We start from the raw sequence: 23825 nt of genomic DNA, 5'->3' as shown, positions 1-23825 counted from the left end.
GTCCGGCTTACTGTAGGCGCTCTGCAGGGGATCCATGAGGGCCCGTGTGCTCCCGTTCGAGCGACAAGCCCTATTCGTCGTCGCGTTGCGACGATAGTTTGGACCACATGGGTATAGCCGACTGGACAGGCCTCACGGTGATGACGCTGGCCATTTCCGCCGCGCTCATTATTGCCGTGTTCGTGGTCCTCTGGCGGGCTGCGGTAGGGCGTCGCACGGAGGACGACCCGCAGGGCCGTGACGACTCGGAGCATACGCATCTTGGAGGGTCGCGGAAGGACTAGGCGAGTGGAACGGTCGAGAGGTTCATACGCAGTAGCGGCCCTGATGCTGGTTGGCGGCGCGCTGGTCGGCCTGTCGAGCATCGGTCCCCTGCGCGACTACGCGGCGGTCTGCTGGATTGCCGCCGGAGTGCTGTTCCTCGCGGCCGCAGCCGCAGCGGCATACCGGTACGGGCACGACCGGCCATTTCTGGACGCTCGGCAATCGGGACAGGGCCGGCTGAGGAAGCCGCGTTCGACGGGGTCTTCTGGTGGCGCTGCGTGACAGGCGCCGTTGCCTTGGCGTCAGCCCACGAAGATGCAGAAGGGGTGACCGGCAGGGTCGGCGTAGACGTACAGGGGCTCGTCGAGATCCGCAGTTCGGTCGAACAGCAGCTTGGCCCCCAGTGCCAGCGCTCGGCGGTGCTGTTTCTCGAGACTTGCGCGGTCGGGCACGGTGAAGTCGAGGTGCATCTGCATCGGCACGTCAGACGCCGGCCAGGTCGTTTGCTCGAGCACTTCAACGTGCTGAAACGCAAGCACACGGCGGCCGTTCTCGTCCGTCAGCACTAGCCAATCGGCATCGTCCTCACCTTCGGGCCGCGTCTCGTCTCCCGGGCGATATTTCAGACCCAAGAGTTGGCGATAGAACTCGGCGAGCCCGCGGACGTCAGGTGTGTCCACCACGGTGTGGAGCAACTGGGGGAAGTCGGCCATGACCCGAGACTAGTGAGTTTCCCTTAGCTGCGCCGTAAAAGGCGGATTTCGAACGACGCTTGACGCTGCCTCTATGCCGGGCAGCGAGCCCCTAGGTGAGTTCCTGCTCGATTGCGACGAACGGGACGAAGTAGGTGAAGTCCTCGCCGTACTGCCAGTCCTCGAACGGCACGAAGCGGAAGAAGACGTGTGCGACCACGAGGGCCACCAGGGGAATCGCCGAGACGACGATCGCCGTGATCCGGAGGCTCCGGACGGCCGCTGCTTCGTTTGCTGCGAAGCGAAGCGCGCTGCTGATCAGCACGATCGCGACGAGCGCCATGACGAGATAGATCCAACCACTCGGCTCCATCGTGAGCTGCATGCAGCCCGGCGCGGACGGGGCGGCCGGTGCTACCAATTGGCATCCCCCAACGCTCCCGCGGGCGAGGACCCCGTAGATGACGCCGGCGCCGGTCGCCGCTACCAGAATGCGCAGGAGTCGGTCGAAGACCTCCGCTGCCGGAAGACTCGTCGTCTGCTCGACGCGGTCCATTGTTCGTTTCTTCAATTCATCCCCCAGATTCGATAACTCACCTTCTCAGATCGATACCGGAAGGGAAATCCACGGTTGCGTGATCGATCCTCCGAGGGAGGGCTCTTCTCGAACTCGTGAAATAGTCGTCGGCAGCAGCGGTAGACGCGGCCTGCCGGCCGAGGCGCCGACGACGACGGGCCGTGGCCCAGCGGAAGGAACAGTGCGGGGACTGGGGAAACGAATCCGAGGGCTGATCGAACTCCTCCGGAGGGAGGTGGCGAAGTTCGGTGTGGTCGGCGGGCTGGGCTGGATCATCGACAACGGGATCTACGCACTGCTCTGGCACGGCCCGATGGGCGACAGCACGGTCAAGGCGCGCGTCGTCTCCACAGGAGTGGCCATCTTCTTCTCCTGGTTCGCGAACCGCCACTGGACGTTCCGCCACCGGCGCTCGGACCGCGTCTGGAAGGAATTCCTGCTCTTCCTGACGATGAACGGAATCGGACTGGCGATCGTGCTCGTCTGTCAGGTCGTCTCGCGCTACGTCCTGGGCTTCGAGTCCTTCACCGCTGACTTCATTGCCGGTGGAGTCGTTGGGCTGATCCTGGGAACGATCTTCCGATTCCTGGCCTATCGGTTCCTCGTCTTCACCGTGGAGCTCGAGGCCGAGCCAGAATTCGCGCACGATCGTGGGCTCTTCGAGGCCGACCCTGATGACCCGGCTGACGCTGGTGTCGCTGTCGATCGAGCATCGGCCCCCACTCGGCGGTAGGACACCGCGTAAGCGTCAGCGCCAGCCGAGCTCCGGGGCGACGTGCTTCAGGATCGACTCGATAACGTGCGCGTTGTAGTCCACGCCCAGCTGGTTGGGCACCGTGAGCAGGAGCGTGTCCGCCGCGGCGATGGCCTCATCCTCGCGGAGCTTGGCGACAAGCTCATCCGGCTCGCCCGCGTAGCTGCGCCCGAAGACGGCGCGCGTCTTCTCGTCGAGGTTGCCGACCTGGTCGGAGCTGTAGCGGTCGCGTCCGAAGTAGGACCAGTCGCGCTCGTCCGTCAGGGCGAAGATGCTGCGGCTGACCGAGACGCGCGGCTCGTGGGCGTGTCCGGCCTCCTTCCATGCCTGCCGGTAGACCTCGATCTGCTCGGCCTGCTGCACGTGGAAGGGCTTGCCGTTCTCGTCGTCCTTGAGGGTGGAGCTCTGCAGGTTCATGCCGAGCTTCGCTGCCCATTTGGCCGTGGCCGTGGAGCCGGAGCCCCACCAGATGCGGTCGCGCAGCCCGGGGGAGTGTGGTTCCACCCGGAGAAGGCCCGGTGGGTTCGGGAACATCGGCCGGGGGTTGGGCTCGGCGAAGCCCTCGCCGCCGATGACCTCGAGGAAGCGCTCGGCGTGCTGGCGGCCCATGTCGGCGTCGGACTGGCCCTCGGCCGGCTCGAACCCGAAGTAGCGCCAGCCGTCGATCACCTGCTCGGGCGAACCGCGGCTGATGCCGAGCTGGAGCCGGCCGCCGGAGATCAGATCAGCAGCGCCTGCGTCCTCCGCCATGTAGAGCGGGTTCTCGTAGCGCATGTCGATCACGCCCGTGCCGATCTCGATCCGGCTGGTCCGAGCGCCGATGGCCGCGAGCAGCGGGAACGGCGACGCGTACTGCTGGGCGAAGTGGTGGACACGGAAGTACGCGCCATCGGCTCCGAGCTCCTCGGCGGCGACCGACAGATCGATGGCCTGGAGCAGCGCATCCGAGGCGCTGCGGGTGGCCGAGTGCGGCGAGTCGGTCCAGTGACCGAAGGACAGGAATCCGATGTTCTTCACGATCGGCTTCAACACAGGCCGAGGCGGGCCTATTCCGGCGTGCTGCTCCACCGCGAGCGATGGCGAACGCCGGTAGTATCGACGCAATCTCCCCGTCAGGCCGCCGCGCGGCCGACCGACCCCGAACCAGAGGACCCCGATGAATCTCGCCCATCACGCCGACTCCACCGAGCTGCCCGTCAAGGAGGTCCTGAGCTGGGACCTGTTCGGCACCGCCTCGCGCGAACTGGCCCAGCAGATCGCGGACAGCGACTACCGCCCGGAGATCGTCATCGCCGTCGCCCGCGGCGGGCTCCTCCCCGCCGGCTCCCTGTCCTACGCGCTGGGCCTCAAGCTCGCCGACGCCATCAACGTGGAGTTCTACACGGACGTGCACGAGACCCTGCCGGACCCGGTCCTCCTCGCCCCGCTGCTGGACGAGGACGCCATCCGCGGCAAGCGGCTCCTGGTGGTCGACGACGTCGCCGACTCCGGCCGCACCCTCGCCCTCGTGCTGGACCTGCTGCGGGGCCAGGGCGCCGAGGCCCGCAGCGCGGTGCTCTACGCCAAGTCCGCCTCCGTGGTGGACCCGGACTTCGTCTGGCGCCGCACCGACGAGTGGATCGTCTTCCCGTGGTCGGCAGAGCCGCCGGTCACGCCGGCCGGAGCCTGACGGCCCGGTTCCTCAAAGCGACGACGGCGCCCACCTGCGAAAGGTGGGCGCCGTCGTCGTTTCCGGCCGAGGCGGCGCAGAGACTGTCTAGATAGACAGTCGAACTAGTTAACGCTACTGTCTAGTCATGCCCGCCCCCGAACAGCCCTGGCCCAGCGACTGGATGCGCGGCGTGCTCGGCACGTGCGTCCTCCGGACGCTGGCCGACGGCCCCGTCTACGGGTACTCGATCGCGCAGCGCCTCGCCGAGGCGGGCCTGGGCGCCGTGAAGGGCGGAACGCTCTATCCCCTGCTCGCCCGGCTGGAGAAGGCCGGATGGGTCACCGCGGAGTGGCGAGCCGGGGATGGCGGGCCGGGCCGGAAGTACTACGTCCTGACGGAGAACGGCCGCGCCGAGCTCGAGTCGAGTGCCCGGCGCTGGAACGGGTTCACGGACCTCACTCGGCAATTCATCGCCACTGGCGAGGGCCCAACCGATACCGACGCGGAGGAGAACCGATGAGACTCTCGACCCGGACCAAGCAGGGTGCCGGCGCCTCGCTGGAGGAGCGGTTCGCGCCGCACGTGGACAGGAAATGGGCCGGCGACCTGATCCTCGAGCTGCGGCTGCTCGGCGTCGACGGAAGCCGCATCGGCGACGTCCTCGCCGAGGTCGACTCGCACTGCGCCGAGAGTGGGGAGGGAGCTGCCGGGGCGTTCGGCGACCCCGTGGCCTACGCCCGCAGCCTCGACCTGCCCAGCGAGGAGGATTCCGCTGGAGACATGTTGCGCGCCGTCGTGCCCGTCCTGATCCAGACCCTCGGGATGCTCCTGCTGCTCTGGAGCTTCACCGACTGGAGACGCGGAGGAGTCTTCGAGATCACCGCCGGCGGCACCCTCCTGGCCGTGGCCATGGTGGTGGAGAGCGTCGCCATCGGGCTGCTGGCCCAGCGTCTACTGCGGTTCATGGTGAGCCACCCGGTGCTGACGGTCGCCGGGTTCATGCTGAACACGGCGGCCGTCGCGGTCCCCGCTGTCCTGTGGGACGACGTCGTGGCCGAGCTCCCGCCGGTGTGGGGCCTTGTGCTGGGGGTGCTCGCCCTGCTCGGCGGGCTGGCCTGGCAGTTCATCGGCCGGACCGGGTTGCAGACCCCGGAGGATCCCATCGAGTCGCCACTGTCCGGCACGGACGTCGGCGCGGACCCCGAGGGATCCGCGCCGGCCCGGACGCGTGGACGCGCGGCGCGCGTGCCGCAGGTGCTGCTCTCGCTCCAGCTTCCGATCGCCACCGCGCTACTGCTGGCCTTCACGTGGTGGTTCACCCGGTAAGGCCAGTCGAGGCTCCGCCGCGCTACTTCACCGGCGTGACCGCGAGGGCCTTCTGGCCCGGGCACTTGGTGGTCACGACGGTCTCGATCGCATCATGCTCGGCCTGCGTCACCCAGAGGCCGTACTTCGCCTTCACGGCGGTCTGCCGCGTGACGTAGTCGCAGCGGATCACCTTGTTCGGCGGCAGCCAGGTGGCGGCGTCGGAATCGCCCTTGGACCCGTTGGCGGGCCCGTCCACGGCCAGCAGGTTCAGCGGGTCGTTGGCGAACAGGGTGCGGTTGCGCTCCGTCATCTGCTGCGCACCCTTCTGCCAGGCGTCGGAGAGCGCCACCACGTGGTCGATCTGCACGGTGTTGCTGGTGCCGACCCCGCGCTGGAAGCCGATGGTGGTCCCGGTGTACGGGTCGTCGAGGATGCCGGACATCACAGTGTGGTTCCGGCAGCCGCTGACGCTGCCGAGGACGATGTCGCGCAGATCCCGGCGGAGGATGTCGTTGCGGGTGTCGCAGCTGTTGTTGTCCACGTCCGCCCAGGTCGGTCCGAACTCCGCGCGGGTGTAGCCGGTCTTCGGCGCGCGGCCCTTCACCGGGATCGTCTCGAGCTGCTGCAGGACGGTGGCGCTGCTCTTCGGCAGGTCGGCGTTGAACTGCCATCTCGGCGTGCAGGAGGCGAGCCGGCCGGCGTCGTCGGAGAGCACGCCCGCGCCGCCCACCAGCGTGAGCCGGGCGACCGGCGAGGCCTGGAGGTCCGTGGCGATGCCGTCCGCCACGCAGTGCGGCCGCGCCAGGTAGAGCGGGGACTTCTGGGCGCCTGCGACCGCCGCGCAGGCGAGGGCGTCCGGGTAGTCGAACCCGGTCGCGAGATAGGCGCGGATGGAGGTCTGGACCAGTTCCGCGTTGAGTCTCCGGTTGGTCTCGAATCGGTCCGGGCCGTAGACGCGCCGCGGGCCGAACTCGCCCAGCTCGCTGACGATCGGGTGGCTCACGATCGCCGGGCCGCCCGTCACCACGGTGCTCGTCACGCCGAGGTCCCGCAGAGTCTCCTCGGTCGCTGCGGGCACCGTTGAGGCCGTCCCCCTGACCAGCAGGACAGGCGCGTTCCGCGACGCCGCGACGGCGGAGGCCGAGAGGGCGTCCGCGTAGTTCAACCCCGTGGCGACGTAGGCCTGGTCTGCAGCATCGAAGGCACCGCGGACGACGGCGTCGGCGGTCTCGTAGCGATTCGCACCGCCGCGCCGTTCGACCCTCGGGCCGAGCTCCTCGACGGATCGGACGACGTCCCGCCCGATCGCGCCGGTTCCGCCGACAACGACGACCTTCGACGGGTTCAGGCGGTCGATCTCGGCCGCGACGGCGGCATTCAGACCGGACGGCCGCGTGAGCAGGAGCGGACCTCGCTCTTTGGCCGCGGCCGGGCCAGCGACGAGCGCGTCAGCATAGTCCAGCCCGGTGGCCAGGTAGACGGTGTCGGCCTCGCCCGGGTAGGCCGACTTCGAGGCGGCGATGGCCGTCGCGTAGCGGTCCGCGCCGGCGAGGCGGTCGGTCGTGATCGTCTCGGCGGCATGTGCCGCCGGCACCGTCGGGCCCGCGGCGTCGACTCCCAGCAGGGCGCCGACGGCCAGGAGCGAGGCGGACAGGACTGATGCGGTTTTCTTCCCCCAACGAAGCATGAGCTCACAGTATCGGCAGGACGCGTTGCCAGGAGGGAACTGCAGCCCAGCCGCTGGCGTGCATGTCCGCGTAGGGTGCTGTGATGACGCGCGACACGTTGGCACAGACCTTCCTCTCCACCGGTGCGGACTACGAGCGGTACCGGCCGGGCTTTCCCCGCCAGGCGGCGGAGATGATCCTCCCGGAGCAGGTCGCCAGCGTGCTCGATCTCGGCGCTGGCACTGGAAAGTTCACGGGCCTTCTGATCGATCGGGCAGAGGCCGTGATCGCCGTCGATCCGTCGTCGGCGATGCTCGACCAGCTGCGCGGCCGCTATCCCGATGTCGAGGCGATGGTGGGCACGGCCGAATCGATTCCGGTGCCCGCCGAGAGTCAGGACGCCGTGACGGTGGCCCAGGCGTTTCACTGGTTCGACGAAGCGGCCGCCTGTCGGGAGATCGCACGCGTACTTACGGACGGGGGAGTGCTCAGCCTGATCTGGAACGGGCCCGACCCGACCTGCCCGTGGGATCTGGCAGCCCACGAGGTCGCGCATCCGGGTACCACTGCCAATGTCGGACGTGCTGAGACGGTGTTCCGACCCCAGGACCTGCCCGGGTTCGAAACCGTCCGCGGGGTCCGGATCCCCTGGAAAGAGCGCATCTCCCGGGCCGACTATCTACTGCGCTGGCAGACCGTCAGCACCTTCCTCGCCGCTGAACCGGCCGAGAGGCTGTCGAAGACAGCCCGAATCGAGGCAATTCTCGATGCAGACCCCGAGACGAGCGGCCGGGAGATGCTGGAGCTCCGGCAGCTCACTGAAGTGCACCTCTACCGCAAGGACGAGTGAAACGCGTTCCATAGAACGCGGCACGAGTCTCAGCCCCTGCTGCCCTTGAATCTGTGTAGAAATCTGTGTAGATTTGAGCCATGGAGACCATGAGCATCACGGAGGCTTCTCGGGCTGGCATCTCGAATCTTGTCAACGCCGCCGAATCGGGACGCGAGATCGCGTTGTCCAAGCATGGGCGGGTAGTCGCAGAAGTCATTTCCGCACGTGAGATCGAAGGGCTTCGACGGGACAGGGAGTCGCTCCGAGACGCTGCGTTGCTGATGACGAGAATCGCGACCGACTCTGGCGTACGGACCGATCTCGACAGTGCCATGGCGGCCTTCGGGATAGACCGCGGGGAGCTCGAGGTCGAACTCGACGCCGAGCGCTTCGAGCGCTGACGCCCTGCAGTGAATTCCGCCGAGCGGAAGTGTCGCGTTCGACTTACCGAGGATGCTGTCCAGGACCTCCATCGTCTGCAGAGAAAAGATCCGGAGATTGTCCGGAAGGTCTTCAAGAAGATGCTTCTCCTAGAGCGCTCGCCACAGGCTGGCGAGCCGCTGCTGGGCAACTTACTCGGGTTTCGCAAGCTCGTTGTCGGTGATCGGGACTGGAGGATCGTTTGGCGTGAGACCCGCGACGAAAATCATGATCCGGTCCTTGAGATCGCCGAGGTCTGGGCGGCCGGGGTGCGCGCCGACAGGGAGATCTACGATGAGATGGCGCAGCGCGTGGAAGCGCTCGGCCGGTCTGGCAGCCCACTAGCCAAACCCCTCGCAGAGGTAGTCGAAGCGCTGGGGCCGCTCTATCGCGAGATTCACGCCCAAGCCGAGCCCAGCCCCCACACGAACCTTCCTGAATGGATCGTCGAGGGACTGAAACAGACGCGGCACATGACGGCTGAAGAGATCGAAGGTCTCGGCCTCGAGGAGGCGCAGCAACTGCTCGTTGAGGTCTGGAGCCGGCCAAACGAAGGCGGCGAGTAGCGCCTCGTCCGAGGCGGCAGAGCGCTCACCCCTCCACCGTGAACTGGATGCGGTGCCAGCCGCTCGCCCCATTGGGGACCGGGTCGGCGCGGTCGCTCGTCTGCAGGACCCCGTCGCCGTCCGTGGCGCGGACGGACACCTCGTGCCGGCCCGGCGTCGCACCCTCCCAGGCGAAGGACCACTGCCGCCAGGTGTCCTCGTTGGCGTCCGCGGCCAGCTCGGCCGGCTGCCATTCGCCGCCATCGATGCTGACCTCCACCCTGGAGATGCCGCGCTGCTGCGCCCACGCGGTGCCGCCGATCATGACCTGGCCCGCCGGGACGTTCGCGAAGGAACGCGGCACGTCCACCCGGGAGGCCAGCTTGATGGGCCCCTCGGCGCTCCAGCCGCGATCGGTCCAGTAGGCGTTGTCGTCGGCGAAGCGGGTGACCTTCAGCTCCTCCAGCCACTTGGTGGCGGAGACGTACCCGTAGAGCCCGGGCACCACCATGCGCACCGGGAAGCCGTGGATCTCCGGCAGCGGTTCCCCGTTCATCCCGACGGCGAGCAGCGAGTTCCGCTCGTCCGTCAGCGCCGACAGCGGCGTGCCGGCCGTGAAGCCGTCCACGCTGCGGGAGAGCACCATGTCCGCTGACGGGTCCACGCCGGCCCGTTCCAGCAGCCGCCGCACCGGCACGCCCAGCCACCGGGCGTTGCCCGCCAGGTCGCCGCCGACCGGGTTGGAGACGCAGGTCAGGGTCACGTCCGCCTCCACCAGATCCTCGGCGAGCAGCTCGTCGAAGCTCATCTCGATCTCGCGCTCCACCAGTCCGGTGATCCGCAGCCGCCAGTCGGCCGGGTTCACGCGGGGGACGGCCAGGGCCGTGTCGATCCGGTAGAACTCCCCGTTGGGGGTGGTGAACGGGGGCATGCCGTCCACGGGCGCCTGCACGCCGGCCGGCAGGGGCGGCGCCTTCCGGGCCGCTGAGGGGAGGTTGAGCGCCTCGCGGGCGGCGTCCACCCCGTGGCGGATCCCCGCGACGGCGCGTCCGGCGACGATGAGGCCCGCGCCGGCCACCGCGCTGAGCCCCACCGCCCGGAGGAACCGGCGCCGGTCGGGTGCGTTCGGCGCGGTATCGGACGGGACGGGATCCGCGGCCGCCGGGTCGTCGGCCGCGCCGGCGAGCCGGGCCAGCCAGGCGAGGACCGCGACCCCGGCGGCCGTGCCGGCGAGGATCGGGATCACGTCGACGGGCGTGGTGCCGGACCGGCTGATCACCACGGCGCCCACCACCGCGCCGAGGAGGACGACGGCGGCCAGGGCCGCGCCGCGGTGGCGCCGGGCGAGGAGCCCGATGCCCGCGGCGAGCGCGGCGACCGCGAGGGCCATGGTGGCGAACAGGGCGATCTTGTCGTACAGCCCGAACAGGGCGATGGCCGCGTCCTTCACCCACGGCGGGATGATGTCGATGAACGCCCCGCCGATCGCGACCAGCGGCGCGGATGCCGCCGAGAAGAAGGCCGAGAACGCCTCGGCCACGCCGAGGAGGACCAGGGCCGCGGTCAGCCCGGCGACGATGAAGCGGAATGCTCGTGTGCGGTGTGCCATGATCTGACCTCTACTTCAGGAGTGGGTCGGCACCGAACTGGCTAGAGTTCGCTGAGCACAATCGGGTCGGTGGTCGGTTGCTCCGAACCGGTCGCGGGCTCGACGGTGATGCCGAAGTGGGTGACGCCCTCCATGGACCCCTGGAGGATCTTGGGTTCGCTGCCGGCCGCCTGCTCCCGGGTCAGCAGACCCGCGGGCTCGGCGCCGTCGGCGGAGATGAGCCAGAGCTCGTAGGCGCGGTCCGCGGGCAGCTCGGGCAGGCCGGACGACTTCAGGAGCATCGCTCCCTCGGAGGCCGAGTACGTCAGGTGGACCGCGCCGCCGCTCTCCGAGGGGACGGTCGCCGTGGTCGCGTCGGCGGACGCTAGGATCTCGTCCACCACCTCCCGGTAGCGGGCGGAGTCCGCCAGCTGCTCCTGGGTGGAGTCGAGCTCGTTCTGCTGGACCATCACCACGCCGGCCAGGACGCCCGTGGCCACCAGCAGGACCGCCGCGGCAGCCCCGAGGAGTCGCTGGGTCTGCTGCTTGCGCCGATACGCCGCCAGGGGGACCACGTTGGCCTCCAGGTCGGGCTCGCGGTCGTCGGCCGCCTCCGGTGCCGCAGCGGCCGTGGCCGTTCCGTCCGGGTGGTCGGCGCCGGGGCCCTGGACGCTGGAGCGCGTGTCCGCCCCGCCGTCGTACTGGTCCCCGCTGCTGGACTCCACAGTGCCGGACTCCGCAGTGCCAGATTCCCCGGTCGACGACTCCTGCCGGGGCAGGGGCGGCAGCTGGCGGGTCTGCTTGATGGCGGACATGATGTCCGCCTTGGCGCGGGCCGGGGGAGTCGCGGGTCCGGCGGCCGCTCCCAGATGGGCCGCGGTCTCCCGGAGGGTGCGCGCCTCCTCGGCGGCCTCCGGGTTCTCCGCGAGGTACTGCTCCACCTCGGCGCGTTCGGCGTCGTCGAGGGCGTCGAGCGCCCAGAGCCCGGTCATCGAATGCTTGTGGTCACTCATCACGCCACCCCCAGCCTGTCTCTCAGAACGATCATTCCATCGCGTATCCGCGTCTTCACAGTTCCCAGCGGGACGTGCAGCAGGGCCGCGACCTCCTGGTGGGAGTAGCCCCCGTAGTAGGCCAGCCGGATCGCGTCCCGCTGGACCTCCGTGAGCGTCTCCAGGACCTTCAGGACGCGTTCGACGTCGGCCCTCAGGATCGCCGTGTCCTGCACGTCGTCCGTGGACTCCTGGAAGTCCTTGATGCCTTGCACCAGGTCCCGGCGGTAGCTCGAGGAGGTGGCGCGGACCTTGTCCACCGCGCGGCGGTGGGCCAGCGTGAACATCCACGAGCGTGCACTGCCGCGCTCCGGGTCGAACCGGGTGGCCTGCTGCCAGACCTCGACGAAGACCTCCTGGAGGACTTCCTCGCTGAGGTCGGGGTCGCGGACCACGCGGCGGATGAGGCCGAAGACCATGCTGGACGCCGCATCGTAGAGGTCCTCGAACGCGGCCTCGTCGCCGACGGCCACACGGGCGAGCATCGCGTCGAGGGGTGCGGGGTCGGCTTTGGGCCGCGCGGAGCCAGGCAGGTTCACGATCCACATGCTTCCATAGTCCGGTTCCAATGCGCCCGCCTCCTCTCCAAATCTTTTCCGTGGCCCTCGGGGGTCTCGTGGGTCGGCCGTGCGCCGTGGTACCCGGTCCGTGCCGGGGGCGTCGGGCCCCGGGCCTCAGATCGCTGTCTGAGGCTCCCGGGGCCCGACGGCCTCCTGCGGGCTGCCGTGCCGCCTGCGTCGCCGCCTACTTCTCCTCGGCGGCGGGCATCAGCACCTGGTCCACCAGGTAGACGGTGGCGTTGGCCGTCTGGACGCCGCCGCAGAGGACGTTGGCGCCGTTGACGGTCAGCTCGTCGCCCTCGCCGGCGACCTCGACGGTGCCGCCCTGGACGGTCTCCTGCTCGCCGACGATCTCGTCCGGCGAGATCTGGCCCGGCACCACGTGGTAGGTCAGGATGCTGGTGAGCAGGTCGGCGTCGGAGACCACCGCGTTGAGGTCGGCCTCGGGGATGGCCGCGAAGGCGTCGTCGACCGGGGCGAAGACGGTGAACTCGTCGCTGTTGAGCGTGTCCACCAGGTTCACGTCCGGGTTCAGCTCGCCGGAGACCGCGGAGGTGAGCGTGGTCAGCAGCGGGTTGTTGGACGCGGCGACGGCCACGGGATCCTGGGCCATGCCCTGGACCGAGCCGTCGCCGTCCGGGACCTGCTCGGCGTAGGAGGCGCAGGCCGGGCCGACCAGGTTGGCGGCCGGGTCCATGGTGTCCGCCGACGCGCTGGCCGGGGCCGAGGAGCTGGAGGAGGCGCTGGCCGGAGCCGGGCTCGACTCCATGGTCTCCTCCGAGCCGCCGCCGGAGCAGGCAGCCAGGGCGAGCGTTGCGGTGGCGAGGACGCCGAGGACGGGAAGCAGCTTGGTGGTTTTCATGACGATCTCCTTGAGGATTGACGTGCTGTGCGGAAGTGGTGGTTGGTCGGGAGAGGGGTCAGGGCGTGCGGGCCGAGACCTTCACGGCGCGGCCGAGAATGACGCCGAGCGCCACCATGCCGATGCCGAGACCGAAGTGCAGGACGTTGTCCGCGCCGTTCACGGGGACGAAGTTCGCGGGGCTGCCGTGGGGGACCAGGACGCCGTAGACGCCCAGGACCAGGTAGACGGCGCCGCCCCAGACCAGGTAGCGGGTGGCGCCCGCCGGGCTGCGGCCCGCCATGAGTCCGACGACGCCGAACAGCAGGTGCACCGCGTTGTGCAGGACGGAGACCTGGAACAGGCCGAGCAACATCGCCTCCGAGTGGTCCGAGGCGAAGGACAGGTCCCCGATATTGCTGGTGATCCCCGGGACGAAGCCGAGGATGCCGACCAGGAGGAAGACCGCTCCGACGGTCCGCGCAGCGAGCGTGACCCCGCTGTGGCCCTTGGTGTGAGAGGTGCTCATGAGGTGCTCCTAGATTCTGGTGTTCGCTACCGCTCTTGCGCGGTCACACAGGTCATTCGGAGCCGAGGGCGGAAGTGGATTGGAGGAAGGGCGGAAAACTTCTCGACCGGCGGTCGTCAGTCCGGAACCGGAGGTCCGAGCGGTACCGCGCGGGGGCACGGCACTGCATGATGGGGCCATGACACCGTCTCCCCTCCCGCCCTGGCCGAGCCGGGCCCCGACCAGCGGAGCGATCCGCCTGCGTGCGGTCCTTGACGCGGACGCGGCGATGGCGCAGGAGCTGTCCACCGATCCCTACATCCCGCACATCGGGACCCTTCCAGCGCATGCGGACCGCGCCGAGGCGCACGCGTGGGTGCAGCGGCAGCGGGGCCGCCATGCGGAGGGGTCGGGGTTCTCGTTCGCGATGGAGGAAGCCTTGACCGGGAGGGCGGTCGGACACTGCGGCCTGTGGCTCCAGGAACTGGACACGGGGCTCGCCACGGCCGGATACGCCGTGGTCCCCTCGGCGCGCGGCCGCGGCTACGCGGCCCAGGCGCTCGCCGCCCTCACCGAATTCGGCGGGACCATCCCCGGGCTCCAGCGCATCGCCCTCTACATCGAACCGTGGAACGCGGCCTCGATCCGCACCGCCGAGCGAGCGGGCTACACGTTCCAGGAGCTGCTCCCGGCGCACCGGGTCATCGCGGGCGAGGCCCGCGACATGCTGCTCTACTCCGCGACGCGCGAGGCCCCGCCTCCCGAAGGAAGCGGAGCCTCGGCGCCGGATCGCTGGTGAAGACCTACAGCCCGGTCTGGCTCACCCCGTACTCGGCCTGTTCGGGCGTGAAGCCCTCGAAGAGCAGCTGGTCGATCAGTCCCTGGCGGGAGAAGGCCGTGAACTCGAGATAGTTCTTGGCCGACTCCGCCGCCTGCTCGTTCCAGTCGACGGTGACCCGGTCCACGGCCCACGTCGCGTCCTCCGTCGAGTACTCCTCGTACTCGAGCTGCTGGATCAGCCCCGGGCGGGAGAAGGCCGTGAACTCCAGGTAGTTCTCCGCAGCCCGCAGCGCATTCTGCTGGCTGACGGTGCCGGCTTCCGCGGCAGCCTCGGCAGCTGCCGCCTCCTCGGCCGCCTTGGCTTCCTCGGCAGCCTTCGCCGCCGCGGCGGACTCCTCGGCCGCCTTGGCTTCTGCTTCCGCCTGAGCCTTCGCCTCGGCCTCTGCGGCGGCCGCGGCTTCCGCGCTGGCTTCGGCTGCCGCCGCCGCCTCGGCGCTCGACTTCGCCGCCGCCGATGCGCTGGCCTCGGCGGCGCTGACCGTCTCCTCGCTCTGAGCGGTCGCATCGGCACTGACGGGTGCTGCGTCCTCATCGCGGCCGCCCCCGGCGATACCGGCGATGAGGAGCACCAGGACGATCCCCGTCGGGATGAGGAATCGCTTCTTCTGGTACCAGCGGCGAGCCGGCTTCTCCGCGCCGGCGACTCCGGGTTCCGGGTTCTCCGGGTTCTCCGGGTAGCCGCTGGGCGTGGGCGTGTTGTCTGTCATGATTCCCCCTGATCCGGCCACATCGGCGTGGCCGCCCTCGACGTTTGACGCCGCAGCGGGGTCGATCCGCAGGTGCCTCCGAGACAGCCCCCCATGCCGCGCAGTCCCATGACCATACGCCCGAAGAGAGTGCGTGAACCGGAAAGTGATCATGTTGTGATCAGGTCTCGGCGACGCCACGAGCGAGGCGTCTCAGCCGGCGCGGACCGGCCCGGAGGACGAACGGATGAACAGCTCCGTCGGCAGCAGGATTCGGTCGTTGGGCGGGTCCGTCAGGGCTCCCATCCGCTCCGGCTGCTCATCGATGGAGTGCAGGAGCATCTCCACGGCCCGGCGCCCCACCTCGGCGCCCGGGCCGCCCAGCGTGGTCAGGGGGACCCCGACCAGATCGGCCGCGAAGTTGTTGTCGAACCCGACGAGGCTCATGTCCTCCGGAACGCGGACCCCGCGTACGGCCAGCCGTCGCAGGATGCCGATCGCCAGCAGGTCGTTGTGCGCGACCAGCGCAGTCGGGTTCGTCCTCAGGGCGGCGTCGGCGGCGGCACCGCCGCTGGCGACCGTCGGCGCGTAGGGGCCGATCCGGTGTGCCGTCAGCCCGTGGGCCGCAGCCCCGGCACTGAGCTCGGCCCACCGGGTGGTCCCCATCCAGGACGCCGGAGGCCCGGCGCAGTACGTGAACTCGGTGTGCCCCAGCGACGCGAGATGCTCGAGGATCTGGCGGCACCCCGACTCCATGTCGAGCTTCACGCTGGCCAGCCCCTCGACGTCCCGGTTGAGCAACACCAGCTTCCGGTCGCGGGAGAGGTACTGCAGCTCGTGGTCCGGCAGGCGGCTGGAGGCCAGGACGAAGCCGTCCACCTTCGCCGAGAGCTCGCGGATCTGCGCCAGCTCGATCTGTGGCGACTCCTCCGCGTTGACCAGCACCAGGGTGTGCTGCGCCGCCTTGGCCCGCTGCTCCGCGCCGCGGATGAACTCGAAGAAGTGCGGGTTCGTGATGTCCGCCAGCACCATGGCGATGGTCCGGCTCCGGGACGACCGCGCAGCGCCGAACTCGTGCTTCGGGCGGTAGCCGAGCTCCTGGGCGGCCGCGACGACCCGTTCCCTGGTGGCCGCATTGACCCGTCCGGGCGAGCTGAAGGCCCGCGAGACCGTGGACGGGGCGACGCCGGACGCCTCGGCGACGTCGTAGATCGTGACCTTCTTCATGGGGCCATTCAATCATTTTGGCAAGTTTTGGCAACTTCTTGCCGCGTTTTCCGTGTGCTCGCTAGCTTGGAGGGAACGTGACCGGAGCCACATCCCGTGGCCGATCAGAGTCCCCTGCAGAAAGGAGGCGCGATGGACCAGCAGAGCGCCCCGACCGACCGCGAAGGAGCTCCGCCCACCCCGGGCGGGACCCTGCACCGGATCATCAAGGCCGTGACCGCCGTCGAACTGGGACTGGCTGCCCTGGCCCTGCTGATCATCTTCGTCCTCATCCTCGTGCAGGCCGGTCAGCGGTACCTGCCCGTCGACGGCTGGGCCTGGACCGGCGAGCTCGCGCGCTTCAGCCTCGTCTGGATGACGTTCACGGCGGCAGGCGTGCTGGTCTCCCGCGACGGGCACATCGCCCTGCAGGTGGTGGACACGCTCAAGTCGGAGCGGGCCGTCCGCGCGGTCCACGTCTTCGCCGACCTCGCGATGGCCGTCATCGCGGTCCTGTTCGCCCGGGAGTGCTGGACCCTCATCGCGGACGCCGGCGCCCTGCGCTCGCCGTCCATGCGGATGCCCATGGCGTGGCTCTACGTGCTGCCGCTCCTCGGCTTCGTCAGCACGGCCATCCGCTCCCTGGTCGCCGGCTGGCTGGTCCTCTGCCACGGCGTCGGGGCCGAGCACGACACCGATTCGCTCGCCGTCCCCGTCAACCGCGAGGTGCAGCCATGACCATCGTCCTCCTCCTGATCTCGATCGCGGTCCTGCTGCTCCTGCGCGTGCCCGTGGCCTACGCCTTCCTCGGTCCCGGCATGGTCTACCTGATCGCCACGGGGCAGTCCGTGGGGCTGGCCATGCGCCTGATCGCCGAGGACACGGCGAGCTTCCCGCTCCTCGCGGTGCCGCTCTTCGTCCTCCTCGGCAGCCTCGCCGCCCACGCCGGCATCGCCGAGCGGCTCTTCGACTTCGCCCTGGCCCTCATGGGGCGCGTCCGGGGCGGGCTGGGCTACGTCAGCATCGGCGTGAGCCTGGGCTTCTCCTGGATGAGCGGCTCCGCCGTCGCCGACGCCGCTGCCCTGGGCAAGGTCCAGGTCCCCGAGATGGTCCGCCGCGGCTACAGCCGGCCGTTCAGCCTCGGCGTGGTCGGATCCTCCGCGCTGATCGCGCCCGTCATGCCGCCGAGCATCCCCGCCGTCATCTTCGCCGGACTCGGCGCGGTCTCCACCGGCGCGCTGTTCGCCGCGTCCGTGGTCCCGGCCTTCCTCATGGCGGCCGGCCTCACGATCGTGGTCTTCATCCTGGTCCGCCGGCAACCGGACATCCAGAACGTCGGATTCTCCTGGGCCCGGGTCGCCGAGACCGGCAAGAAGGTCGTCGCGCCGCTCTTCGCCCCGGTGATCATCCTCGGCGGCATCCTCGGCGGGTTCTTCACCCCGACCGAGGCCGCCGGCGTCGGCGCCCTCTACATCCTGATCCTCGGGCTCTGCTACCGCACCATGAAGGTCCGCGACCTGCCGAGGATCTTCGTCGAGACCGTCATGACGACGTCGGCGATCATGCTGATCGTCGCCTCGGCCGCGCTCCTCGGGTACGTCTTCGCACGGGAGCGCGTGCCACAGGATCTCGCCACGCTGATGCTCGGCATCTCCGAGGACCCCACGGTCTTCCTGCTCCTCGTGGCGCTCCTGATGCTCGTGCTCGGGACGGTGGTCGACGCCGTGGCCATCCTCGTCCTGACCGTGCCGATGCTGATGCCCATCGCGGTCGACCTGGGCGTGGATCCGATCGCCCTCGGGGTCCTGATGATCATCTCGCTGATGATCGGGCTCCTGACGCCGCCCGTCGGCACCGTCCTCTTCGTCCTCTCCTCGACGCTCAAGGTCCCCGTGGGGGAGGTGTTCCGGGGCTGCCTGCCCTTCCTCGTCCCGCTCGTCGCGATCTGCCTGCTCGTCATCTTCGTGCCGGACGTCGTCCTCTGGCTGCCCGGCCTCCTCGACCTCTGACGATCCGACCATCCGCCCCCTGCCTCATCCGCACCCATGAACGCCCGCCCGCCGGGCACCGAACCGAAGGAAGAACCATGAACATCCCCCGCAAGTCACTGGCCATCGCCGCGCTCCTGCCCCTCGGCCTCCTCACCGCCTGCGGCGGCAGCGGTGGCGAGGCGGAGGGCGGCGACGGAAACGTCGAGCTGACCTTCGCCCACTCCTACACACAGGACCAGCCGCCGCACCGCTGCGGCGCCCAGGTCATCAAGGAGGAGGCGGAGGGCGCCGACGTCGGACTGACGGTCGAGATCTACGACTCCAGCCAGCTCGGCGGCGACGCCGACCGCATCGCCTCCGTCGCCTCGGGCGACATCGACATCGACCTGCAGGGCGCCTCCGCCCTGTCCGCCCTGCACACGCCGATCGGCATGGTGGACGCCGCCTACGTCTTCGAGGACGGCCAGCACCTCACGGACTTCTTCCGCAGCGAGGCCTCGGACGACCTGGTGGGCGCCTTCGAGGAGGCGTCCCAGGTGAACGTCCTGGGCGCCTGGTCCATCGGCGCACGCCACTTCACCGCCAACTCGCCGATCCGCACGCCGGAGGACCTCGACGGCCTGCGGATGCGCTTCCCCGGCTCGCCGCAGTTCCTGCAGAACGCCGAGGCCCTGGGCGCCGCAGCCACCGAGGTCGCGTACGAGGAGCTGTACCTGGCCCTCCAGCAGGGCACGGTGGACGGCCAGGAGAACCCCCTGACCAACATCGACTCGCAGAACATGGCGGAGGTCCAGGACTACCTGAGCCTCAGCGGCCACTCGCTGAACTCCAACCTGATCGTCGTCGGTCCCGTCTGGGACGAGCTCGACGCCGAGCAGCAGGAGGCCCTGCAGGCCGCCATCGCCACGGCGGAGGACCGCATGGTGGAGTGCGTCGCCGAGGCGGAGGAGGAGCTGCTGAACGAGTACCGCTCCGGCGACCGCATCGAGATCGTCGACGACGTCGACGTCGAGGCGTTCCAGGAGCGGACCGACGCCTGGTACCGCGAGAATCTCGAGGGCGAGCAGCTGGCGGCGTTCGAGGCCATCCGGGGCTCGGCGGAATGACGGCCGGCGCAGCGGAGCCGGGCGGCAGGGCGGAGCCGGGCGCCCCGCCTGGACCGGAGGGCGGCCACGACGGCTTCCGCGTGGGGCTCGTCGGGCACAACATCGGCCCGTCGCTCTCACCGGCCCTGCACGAGCGCGAGGCCGCCGCGCTCGGCTACGGCTACTCCTACGAGCTCATCGATCTGGCCGGCGTCCCCGGCGCCGACCTGGGGGCCGTGCTCGAGGCGGCCGAGCGCGACGAGCTGGTCGCGGTCAACGTGACCCACCCGTTCAAGCAGCGCGTGCTCGAGTACGTCGACGTGCAGAGCGACGCCGTGCGGGCGATCGGCTCCGCCAACCTGGTCCTGCTCGGCGGCTACCAGCGGACCGCGCACAACACCGACTACACCGGGTTCCGGGCGGGTCTCGAGTCGTTCCTGGGCGACCGCCCGCGGCGACGCGTCCTCCAGGTCGGCGCCGGCGGCGCCGGCCTGGCCACCGCGTACTCGCTGGTGTCCATGGGCTTCGACGAGGTGGTCATCCACGACCTCTCCGAGGACGCGGCGCAGGCCCTGGTGGACCGGTACCAGCCGGGCCACCCGGACACCGTGCTGCGCACCACCGGCGGGAACCTCGCGGCGTGGCTGCCGGAGGTCGACGGCGTCGTCCATGTGACGCCGGTCGGCATGGCCGAGCACCCCGGCGTCGCGTTCGCCCCGGAGGACCTGCCGGCCGGGGCGTGGGTGTCCGAGGTGGTCTACCGGCCGCTGGAGACCGAGCTGCTCCGGCGGGCTCGCGCCCACGGGCTCGGAGTCCTCGACGGCGGCCGGATGGCCGTCGGCCAGGCCGCGGACAGCATCCGGCTCATCACCGGCGCCGAGCCGGACCGGCAGCGCATGCTCGCGCACTTCCGCGAGCTCATCGGCGAGCCGCCCGGCGCCGCCGCTGACCAGCAAGGCCAGTCGCCCCAGCGGGGCGGGCAGTCGCGGCCGGACCGTCCCGGTCGGGACCGCACCGGACATGAAGGAGAGGGTTGAGGAGTATGCACGCATCGATCGCGACGGTCTGCCTCAGCGGCGGGCTCGAGGAGAAGATGACCGCCTGCGCGGAGGCCGGGTTCGACGGCATCGAGGTCTTCGAGCCGGACCTCGTCGCCTCCGACCTCTCGCCGGAGGAGATCCGGGCCCGGGCCGAACGCCTCGGCCTGACCCTGGACCTCTACCAGCCGTTCCGGGACTTCGAGGGCGTCACCGAGGACCTGCTGGAGGCCAACCTCCGGCGGGCCGAGGCCCGCTTCGAGGTCATGGGGCGGCTGGGGATCGACACCGTCCTGGTCTGCAGCAACGTCGCCACGGCGACGATCGACTCGGACGAGGTGTCGGCGGCCCAGCTGCGCCGCCTCGGCGACCTCGCCCAGCGCCACGGCGTGCGCATCGCGTTCGAGGCCCTCGCCTGGGGTCGCTACATCAGCGACTACCGCCGCGCCTGGCGCATCGTCGAGCTCGCCGACCACCCGGCGGTCGGCACCTGCCTGGACAGCTTCCACATCCTCTCCCGCGGGCACGATCCGGCCGGGATCGAGGAGATCCCGGCGGAGAAGATCTTCTTCGTCCAGCTGGCCGACGCGCCGGCGCTGTCGATGGACGTGCTCTCCTGGAGCCGGCACCACCGGCTCTTCCCGGGCGAGGGCGATTTCGACCTGCCCGCGTTCCTCGCGCACGTGGTCCGCACCGGCTACTCCGGCCCCGTCTCCCTGGAGGTCTTCAACGACACGTTCCGGCAGACCGCGGCCGGCGCCACGGCCGTGCACGCCTACCGCTCGCTCATCGCGCTCGCCGACCAGACCGCGCGGCGCGAGGGCCGCACCGATCAACTGCCCACCGTCCCCGAGTCGGCGCCGGCCGCCGGCGTCGACTTCGTGGAGATCAAGGCCGAGGACACCACCGAGGTGGAGATCGTCCTGGACCAGCTCGGGTTCGCCTTCCGCGGCCAGCACCGGACCAAGCCCGTGCGGCTCTGGAGTGCGGGCGGCGCCCGGATCGTCCTCAACGAGCAGTACGCGCGGGACCTCCCGCCGCACGTGGCGGGCCTGGGCCTGCAGTACGACGACGTCGCGTCCGCCGAGGCGCGCACCGCGGCCCTCGGGGTCACCCGGGTGCCCCGCCGCATGCAGGCCGGCGAGCAACGACTGCCGGCCTTCGCGACCCCGCACGGGCTGGAGCTCTTCTTCGCCGAGCGGACCCGCGCCGGCGAACCGGGCTGGGTGGACGAGTTCGAGCACGGGCTCCGCGCCACACCGGAACCCGACGGCGTCGTCGCCGTCGACCATGTCAACCTCATGAGCACGTGGGAGGACCACGACGAGACCGTGCACTTCTACACCGGGGTCCTCGGCCTGGAGAAGGGCCGCAGCAACCAGGTCGCCAGCCCGCACGGGCTGGTCCGCAGCCGCGTGCTGCGCACCGCCGACGGTGCCGTCCGTCTGCCCCTGAACGTGCTCCCCGCCAGCCGGACCCAGCCCACGGAGCACGTGGCGCTGTCCTGCCCCGACGCGATCGCCGTCGCCCGCCGCGCCCGCGAGCGCGGCATGCGGCTCCTGCCCGTGCCGGGCAACTACTACGACGACGTGCGGGCCCGCTTCGGCCTGGATCCAGCGTTCGTGGAGCGCCTGCGCGAGCACCAGGTGCTCTACGACCGGGACCAGCAGGGGGAGTTCCTGCACTTCTACACCCGCCAGATCGGCCGGCTCTTCATCGAGGTGGTCCAGCGCATCGACGCCTACGACGGCTACGGGGCCGAGAACGCGCCGGTCCGTCTCGCCGCGCAGTCCCGGCTCGACCGCGACGGCCGCTGACCGCGGCGTCGATCGATGGGCCCGCCTCTTCCGAGGAGAGCTGGACGCCCGCGGGTCACGGCGGCGTCACCACCGGTTCACGGGGCCGCTCTAGCGTGCCAGGCATGGATTCCCATCATTCCGATACTCCAGTCACCCCTGCCCAGAGCGTCCCGGACGGCGTGCGCCGTCGCGGCGTCCTCGCCGGCGCCGGGCTCGCCACCGTCGCCGGGCTCCTCGGTACGGCCGCCGGTGCCTCGCCGGCGGCCGCCGCCACACCCGCCAAGCCCGCTACGGCCATGCCGGTGCGGTTCGGCGACGACGGCAAGCTGCGGATCCTGCAGATCAACGACACGCAGGACACGCACCTGACGGACCGGCGCACCATCGAGCTCATCGAGAAGTCGCTGGACACCGAGAAGCCCGGCCTCGTGGTGCTCAACGGCGACACCATCAACGGCGGCCCCGCCACCGAGAAGCAGGTCAAGCAGGCCTACAACAACATCATCCGCCCCATCGAGGAGCGCGGCGTGAAGTGGGCGATGGTCTTCGGCAACCACGACGAGGACTCGCTCGGCAACGACACCGGCATGACGGAGCAGAAGATCGTGGACTGGATCCACGACGTCTACCCGAACAACCTCAACCCGGCGATCGACCCCAAGCTGTACGGGCACTCCAACGGCCAGCTCCTCATCCGCTCCTCGCGGGCCAACGAGCCGGCCTTCGGCGTCTGGCTGTTCGACTCCAACCGCTACGCACCCGGCACCATCGGCGGGCAGAGCCGCGAGGGCCTGAAGAACTACGACTGGATCCACGCCGACCAGGTCAACTGGTACCGGGAGGCGTCGCTCGCCACGGAGGAGCGCTACGGCCGCAAGATCCCGTCGCTGGCGTTCTTCCACATCCCGCTCTGGGAGCACCACCACCTGTGGTTCGGCACCCAGTTCGGCTCCGACCCGGCCACGCACGCCGCGGCGGCGAAGAAGCACGGCATCGTCGGCGAGAAGCACGAGGACGTCTACGTCGGCGCGTGGAACTCCGGCCTCTACGCGGCGATGCAGGAGCGCGGCGACGTCCGCGGCGTCTACGTCGGCCACGACCACATCAACACGTACATGGGCGACTACTACGGGATCGAGCTCGGCTACGGCCCCGGCACCGGCTACGGCACCTACGGCCTGTCCGGGGCGGAGCAGCACCGGCTGCGCGGCACCCGGGTCTTCGAACTCGACGAGAACGCGGACGGCGTCTACACCGGCACGCGCACGCTCTTCGCCCGGGACCTCGGGATCGACACGGCCCCCGGGAATCAGCGCATCGCGGAGCCTGCGCCCCTCCCGTAGGGACGTCGGCTGCCGGGTCGAACCCGGACAGAGTACGACGGCGCGGCTCCAGTCCCGCTGGAGCGGCGCCGTCGCGCTGTACGGATGGTGCTGTGGGGTATTGACCTGCCCGCCGGTCAGGACTTCGGGGCCGCGTTCTCTCGCGGGACCACGCTGATGGTGCCGGACTGCTCCAGGACCGCCCATTTGATCTGGTCCATCCGCTCCAGCCCCTGCGTCTCGCGGGCGGCGTCCATGATCTCGTCCGCGGTGAGGTGCTCCTTGGCCAGGACGTCCTCGAGCACCTTGCCGTCCTGCACGAGGATCAGCGGCACGCTCTCCGTGACGCGTCCGAACTTGGGGAACTTCCAGCCGAGGAAGTCGGAGAAGCGGCTCAGGGCGATGAGCGTGGCGATGACCAGGGCGGCCTGAACGATCGAGAAGTCCTCGCCGAGGAGCGCCTGCTGGGTCGCCTCGCCGACGATCAGCAGCAGGACGAAGTCGAACGTCGTCACCTGGCTCATGGTCCGCTTCCCCGTGAGGCGGAACAGCAGGAGCAGGACCAGGTAGATGGCGAGTGCGCGGAGTACGGCATCCATG

General features: G+C 70.0%; 26 protein-coding genes. 14 read left to right on the top strand and 12 right to left on the bottom strand.

Annotated elements, in window-relative coordinates:
* Positions 1-566 precede the first annotated feature (566 nt).
* Both ABD784_RS13450 and ABD784_RS13445 read right to left on the bottom strand, forming a co-directional pair.
* Positions 567-977, bottom strand: a complete 411-nt coding sequence (locus tag ABD784_RS13450; RefSeq protein ID WP_344885726.1) for a VOC family protein — start codon at positions 975-977, stop codon at positions 567-569.
* A gap of 91 nt (positions 978-1068) precedes the next feature.
* Positions 1069-1512, bottom strand: coding sequence for a hypothetical protein (locus ABD784_RS13445; protein WP_344885723.1), 444 nt, complete (start codon positions 1510-1512; stop codon positions 1069-1071).
* Between the two features lie 256 nt (positions 1513-1768).
* On the opposite strand from ABD784_RS13445, the gene ABD784_RS13440 reads away from it, so the two are divergent.
* The gene (locus tag ABD784_RS13440; RefSeq protein WP_344885720.1) at positions 1769-2266 is read left to right on the top strand and encodes a GtrA family protein; all 498 of its coding nucleotides are present in this window, start codon (positions 1769-1771) and stop codon (positions 2264-2266) included.
* A gap of 15 nt (positions 2267-2281) precedes the next feature.
* Here the strand turns inward: ABD784_RS13440 and ABD784_RS13435 are convergent, their stop codons facing one another.
* A complete protein-coding gene (locus ABD784_RS13435; protein WP_344885717.1) occupies positions 2282-3304 on the bottom strand; it encodes an LLM class flavin-dependent oxidoreductase in 1023 nt (340 codons plus the stop codon).
* 139 nt (positions 3305-3443) lie between these two features.
* Here ABD784_RS13435 and ABD784_RS13430 point away from each other — a divergent pair, with 139 nt between their 5' ends.
* The 3 genes from ABD784_RS13430 to ABD784_RS13420 all read left to right on the top strand — a co-directional run bounded on the left by ABD784_RS13430 (position 3444) and on the right by ABD784_RS13420 (position 5264).
* Entirely contained in the window at positions 3444-3956 is a 513-nt protein-coding gene (locus ABD784_RS13430; RefSeq protein WP_344885714.1) for a phosphoribosyltransferase, read from the top strand.
* A 127-nt stretch (positions 3957-4083) separates the two neighbouring features.
* A complete protein-coding gene (locus tag ABD784_RS13425; protein WP_344885711.1) occupies positions 4084-4458 on the top strand; it encodes a PadR family transcriptional regulator in 375 nt (124 codons plus the stop codon).
* The gene (locus tag ABD784_RS13420) at positions 4455-5264 is read left to right on the top strand and encodes a hypothetical protein (protein ID WP_344885708.1); all 810 of its coding nucleotides are present in this window, start codon (positions 4455-4457) and stop codon (positions 5262-5264) included. Before ABD784_RS13425 ends, ABD784_RS13420 begins: the two co-directional genes overlap by 4 nt.
* Before the next feature lie 22 nt (positions 5265-5286).
* Here ABD784_RS13420 and ABD784_RS13415 read toward each other — a convergent pair whose 3' ends face one another.
* Complete coding sequence (locus tag ABD784_RS13415; protein ID WP_344885705.1) at positions 5287-6933, bottom strand: cell wall-binding repeat-containing protein; 1647 nt, start codon at positions 6931-6933, stop codon at positions 5287-5289.
* Between the two features lie 83 nt (positions 6934-7016).
* Here ABD784_RS13415 and ABD784_RS13410 point away from each other — a divergent pair, with 83 nt between their 5' ends.
* From ABD784_RS13410 to ABD784_RS13400, 3 genes are all read left to right on the top strand, one after another.
* Positions 7017-7763 (top strand): class I SAM-dependent methyltransferase, encoded by a 747-nt coding sequence (locus ABD784_RS13410; protein ID WP_344885703.1) that lies wholly within the window; start codon positions 7017-7019, stop codon positions 7761-7763.
* 80 nt (positions 7764-7843) lie between these two features.
* The gene (locus tag ABD784_RS13405; RefSeq protein ID WP_344885700.1) at positions 7844-8146 is read left to right on the top strand and encodes a type II toxin-antitoxin system Phd/YefM family antitoxin; all 303 of its coding nucleotides are present in this window, start codon (positions 7844-7846) and stop codon (positions 8144-8146) included.
* Positions 8147-8155: 9 nt separating this feature from the next.
* Positions 8156-8731: a type II toxin-antitoxin system RelE family toxin gene (locus tag ABD784_RS13400; protein WP_344885697.1), complete on the top strand. Its 576-nt coding sequence runs from the start codon at positions 8156-8158 to the stop codon at positions 8729-8731.
* A 25-nt stretch (positions 8732-8756) separates the two neighbouring features.
* Here the strand turns inward: ABD784_RS13400 and ABD784_RS13395 are convergent, their stop codons facing one another.
* The 5 genes from ABD784_RS13395 to ABD784_RS13375 form a co-directional block, all read right to left on the bottom strand.
* On the bottom strand, positions 8757-10319 hold the full coding sequence (locus ABD784_RS13395; protein ID WP_344885694.1) for a molybdopterin-dependent oxidoreductase: 1563 nt from the start codon (positions 10317-10319) through the stop codon (positions 8757-8759).
* Positions 10320-10360: 41 nt separating this feature from the next.
* Positions 10361-11311 (bottom strand): anti-sigma factor, encoded by a 951-nt coding sequence (locus ABD784_RS13390; RefSeq protein ID WP_344885691.1) that lies wholly within the window; start codon positions 11309-11311, stop codon positions 10361-10363.
* The gene (gene sigK, locus ABD784_RS13385) at positions 11311-11898 is read right to left on the bottom strand and encodes an ECF RNA polymerase sigma factor SigK (RefSeq protein ID WP_344885688.1); all 588 of its coding nucleotides are present in this window, start codon (positions 11896-11898) and stop codon (positions 11311-11313) included. The genes ABD784_RS13390 and sigK overlap by 1 nt, the downstream gene beginning before the upstream one ends.
* 196 nt (positions 11899-12094) lie before the next feature.
* Entirely contained in the window at positions 12095-12772 is a 678-nt protein-coding gene (locus tag ABD784_RS13380; RefSeq protein WP_344885685.1) for a fasciclin domain-containing protein, read from the bottom strand.
* Positions 12773-12830: 58 nt separating this feature from the next.
* Complete coding sequence (locus ABD784_RS13375) at positions 12831-13280, bottom strand: DUF4383 domain-containing protein (protein ID WP_344885682.1); 450 nt, start codon at positions 13278-13280, stop codon at positions 12831-12833.
* A 178-nt stretch (positions 13281-13458) separates the two neighbouring features.
* On the opposite strand from ABD784_RS13375, the gene ABD784_RS13370 reads away from it, so the two are divergent.
* Positions 13459-14058 carry a GNAT family N-acetyltransferase gene (locus ABD784_RS13370; RefSeq protein ID WP_344885679.1) on the top strand — a complete coding sequence of 200 codons (600 nt, stop codon included), beginning with the start codon at positions 13459-13461 and terminating at the stop codon, positions 14056-14058.
* A gap of 4 nt (positions 14059-14062) precedes the next feature.
* Here ABD784_RS13370 and ABD784_RS13365 read toward each other — a convergent pair whose 3' ends face one another.
* Positions 14063-14806 carry an Ltp family lipoprotein gene (locus ABD784_RS13365; RefSeq protein WP_344885676.1) on the bottom strand — a complete coding sequence of 248 codons (744 nt, stop codon included), beginning with the start codon at positions 14804-14806 and terminating at the stop codon, positions 14063-14065.
* 192 nt (positions 14807-14998) lie between these two features.
* Positions 14999-16012, bottom strand: a complete 1014-nt coding sequence (locus ABD784_RS13360) for a LacI family DNA-binding transcriptional regulator (RefSeq protein WP_344885673.1) — start codon at positions 16010-16012, stop codon at positions 14999-15001.
* 132 nt (positions 16013-16144) lie between these two features.
* On the opposite strand from ABD784_RS13360, the gene ABD784_RS13355 reads away from it, so the two are divergent.
* From ABD784_RS13355 to ABD784_RS13330, 6 genes are all read left to right on the top strand, one after another.
* Positions 16145-16729 carry a TRAP transporter small permease gene (locus ABD784_RS13355; RefSeq protein ID WP_344885670.1) on the top strand — a complete coding sequence of 195 codons (585 nt, stop codon included), beginning with the start codon at positions 16145-16147 and terminating at the stop codon, positions 16727-16729.
* Positions 16726-18000, top strand: a complete 1275-nt coding sequence (locus tag ABD784_RS13350) for a TRAP transporter large permease (protein ID WP_344885667.1) — start codon at positions 16726-16728, stop codon at positions 17998-18000. Before ABD784_RS13355 ends, ABD784_RS13350 begins: the two co-directional genes overlap by 4 nt.
* Before the next feature lie 77 nt (positions 18001-18077).
* Positions 18078-19088: a DctP family TRAP transporter solute-binding subunit gene (locus ABD784_RS13345; RefSeq protein ID WP_344885664.1), complete on the top strand. Its 1011-nt coding sequence runs from the start codon at positions 18078-18080 to the stop codon at positions 19086-19088.
* Positions 19085-20104 carry a shikimate dehydrogenase gene (locus tag ABD784_RS13340; RefSeq protein ID WP_344885661.1) on the top strand — a complete coding sequence of 340 codons (1020 nt, stop codon included), beginning with the start codon at positions 19085-19087 and terminating at the stop codon, positions 20102-20104. Before ABD784_RS13345 ends, ABD784_RS13340 begins: the two co-directional genes overlap by 4 nt.
* A gap of 5 nt (positions 20105-20109) precedes the next feature.
* Complete coding sequence (locus tag ABD784_RS13335; RefSeq protein ID WP_344885658.1) at positions 20110-21921, top strand: bifunctional sugar phosphate isomerase/epimerase/4-hydroxyphenylpyruvate dioxygenase family protein; 1812 nt, start codon at positions 20110-20112, stop codon at positions 21919-21921.
* Between the two features lie 104 nt (positions 21922-22025).
* Positions 22026-23246 (top strand): metallophosphoesterase family protein, encoded by a 1221-nt coding sequence (locus ABD784_RS13330; protein ID WP_344885656.1) that lies wholly within the window; start codon positions 22026-22028, stop codon positions 23244-23246.
* Positions 23247-23362: 116 nt separating this feature from the next.
* Here the strand turns inward: ABD784_RS13330 and ABD784_RS13325 are convergent, their stop codons facing one another.
* Positions 23363-23824 (bottom strand): DUF421 domain-containing protein, encoded by a 462-nt coding sequence (locus tag ABD784_RS13325; protein WP_344885652.1) that lies wholly within the window; start codon positions 23822-23824, stop codon positions 23363-23365.
* Position 23825 lies beyond the last annotated feature (1 nt).

The organism is Zhihengliuella alba, assembly GCF_039538765.1.
Classification (GTDB): Bacteria; Actinomycetota; Actinomycetes; order Actinomycetales; family Micrococcaceae; genus Zhihengliuella; species Zhihengliuella alba.
The sequence above is the reverse complement of the archived record's forward strand: the minus strand, read 5'-3'. Positions and strand labels throughout refer to the sequence as shown.

What these genes read in the sequence shown, in the direction of transcription:
- ABD784_RS13430 (WP_344885714.1), top strand. Translation starts at nt 3,444, where the DNA reads ATGAATCTCGCCCATCACGCCGACTCCACCGAGCTGCCCGTCAAGGAG.
- ABD784_RS13365 (WP_344885676.1), bottom strand. Translation starts at nt 14,806, where the DNA reads ATGACAGACAACACGCCCACGCCCAGCGGCTACCCGGAGAACCCGGAG.
- ABD784_RS13375 (WP_344885682.1), bottom strand. Translation starts at nt 13,280, where the DNA reads ATGAGCACCTCTCACACCAAGGGCCACAGCGGGGTCACGCTCGCTGCG.
- ABD784_RS13395 (WP_344885694.1), bottom strand. Translation starts at nt 10,319, where the DNA reads ATGGCACACCGCACACGAGCATTCCGCTTCATCGTCGCCGGGCTGACC.
- ABD784_RS13330 (WP_344885656.1), top strand. Translation starts at nt 22,026, where the DNA reads ATGGATTCCCATCATTCCGATACTCCAGTCACCCCTGCCCAGAGCGTC.
- ABD784_RS13380 (WP_344885685.1), bottom strand. Translation starts at nt 12,772, where the DNA reads ATGAAAACCACCAAGCTGCTTCCCGTCCTCGGCGTCCTCGCCACCGCA.
- ABD784_RS13450 (WP_344885726.1), bottom strand. Translation starts at nt 977, where the DNA reads ATGGCCGACTTCCCCCAGTTGCTCCACACCGTGGTGGACACACCTGAC.
- ABD784_RS13405 (WP_344885700.1), top strand. Translation starts at nt 7,844, where the DNA reads ATGGAGACCATGAGCATCACGGAGGCTTCTCGGGCTGGCATCTCGAAT.
- ABD784_RS13370 (WP_344885679.1), top strand. Translation starts at nt 13,459, where the DNA reads ATGACACCGTCTCCCCTCCCGCCCTGGCCGAGCCGGGCCCCGACCAGC.
- ABD784_RS13345 (WP_344885664.1), top strand. Translation starts at nt 18,078, where the DNA reads ATGAACATCCCCCGCAAGTCACTGGCCATCGCCGCGCTCCTGCCCCTC.
- ABD784_RS13340 (WP_344885661.1), top strand. Translation starts at nt 19,085, where the DNA reads ATGACGGCCGGCGCAGCGGAGCCGGGCGGCAGGGCGGAGCCGGGCGCC.
- ABD784_RS13350 (WP_344885667.1), top strand. Translation starts at nt 16,726, where the DNA reads ATGACCATCGTCCTCCTCCTGATCTCGATCGCGGTCCTGCTGCTCCTG.
- ABD784_RS13355 (WP_344885670.1), top strand. Translation starts at nt 16,145, where the DNA reads ATGGACCAGCAGAGCGCCCCGACCGACCGCGAAGGAGCTCCGCCCACC.
- ABD784_RS13425 (WP_344885711.1), top strand. Translation starts at nt 4,084, where the DNA reads ATGCCCGCCCCCGAACAGCCCTGGCCCAGCGACTGGATGCGCGGCGTG.
- ABD784_RS13360 (WP_344885673.1), bottom strand. Translation starts at nt 16,012, where the DNA reads ATGAAGAAGGTCACGATCTACGACGTCGCCGAGGCGTCCGGCGTCGCC.
- ABD784_RS13335 (WP_344885658.1), top strand. Translation starts at nt 20,110, where the DNA reads ATGCACGCATCGATCGCGACGGTCTGCCTCAGCGGCGGGCTCGAGGAG.
- ABD784_RS13445 (WP_344885723.1), bottom strand. Translation starts at nt 1,512, where the DNA reads ATGGACCGCGTCGAGCAGACGACGAGTCTTCCGGCAGCGGAGGTCTTC.
- ABD784_RS13410 (WP_344885703.1), top strand. Translation starts at nt 7,017, where the DNA reads ATGACGCGCGACACGTTGGCACAGACCTTCCTCTCCACCGGTGCGGAC.
- ABD784_RS13390 (WP_344885691.1), bottom strand. Translation starts at nt 11,311, where the DNA reads ATGAGTGACCACAAGCATTCGATGACCGGGCTCTGGGCGCTCGACGCC.
- sigK (WP_344885688.1), bottom strand. Translation starts at nt 11,898, where the DNA reads ATGTGGATCGTGAACCTGCCTGGCTCCGCGCGGCCCAAAGCCGACCCC.
- ABD784_RS13415 (WP_344885705.1), bottom strand. Translation starts at nt 6,933, where the DNA reads ATGCTTCGTTGGGGGAAGAAAACCGCATCAGTCCTGTCCGCCTCGCTC.
- ABD784_RS13325 (WP_344885652.1), bottom strand. Translation starts at nt 23,824, where the DNA reads ATGGATGCCGTACTCCGCGCACTCGCCATCTACCTGGTCCTGCTCCTG.
- ABD784_RS13420 (WP_344885708.1), top strand. Translation starts at nt 4,455, where the DNA reads ATGAGACTCTCGACCCGGACCAAGCAGGGTGCCGGCGCCTCGCTGGAG.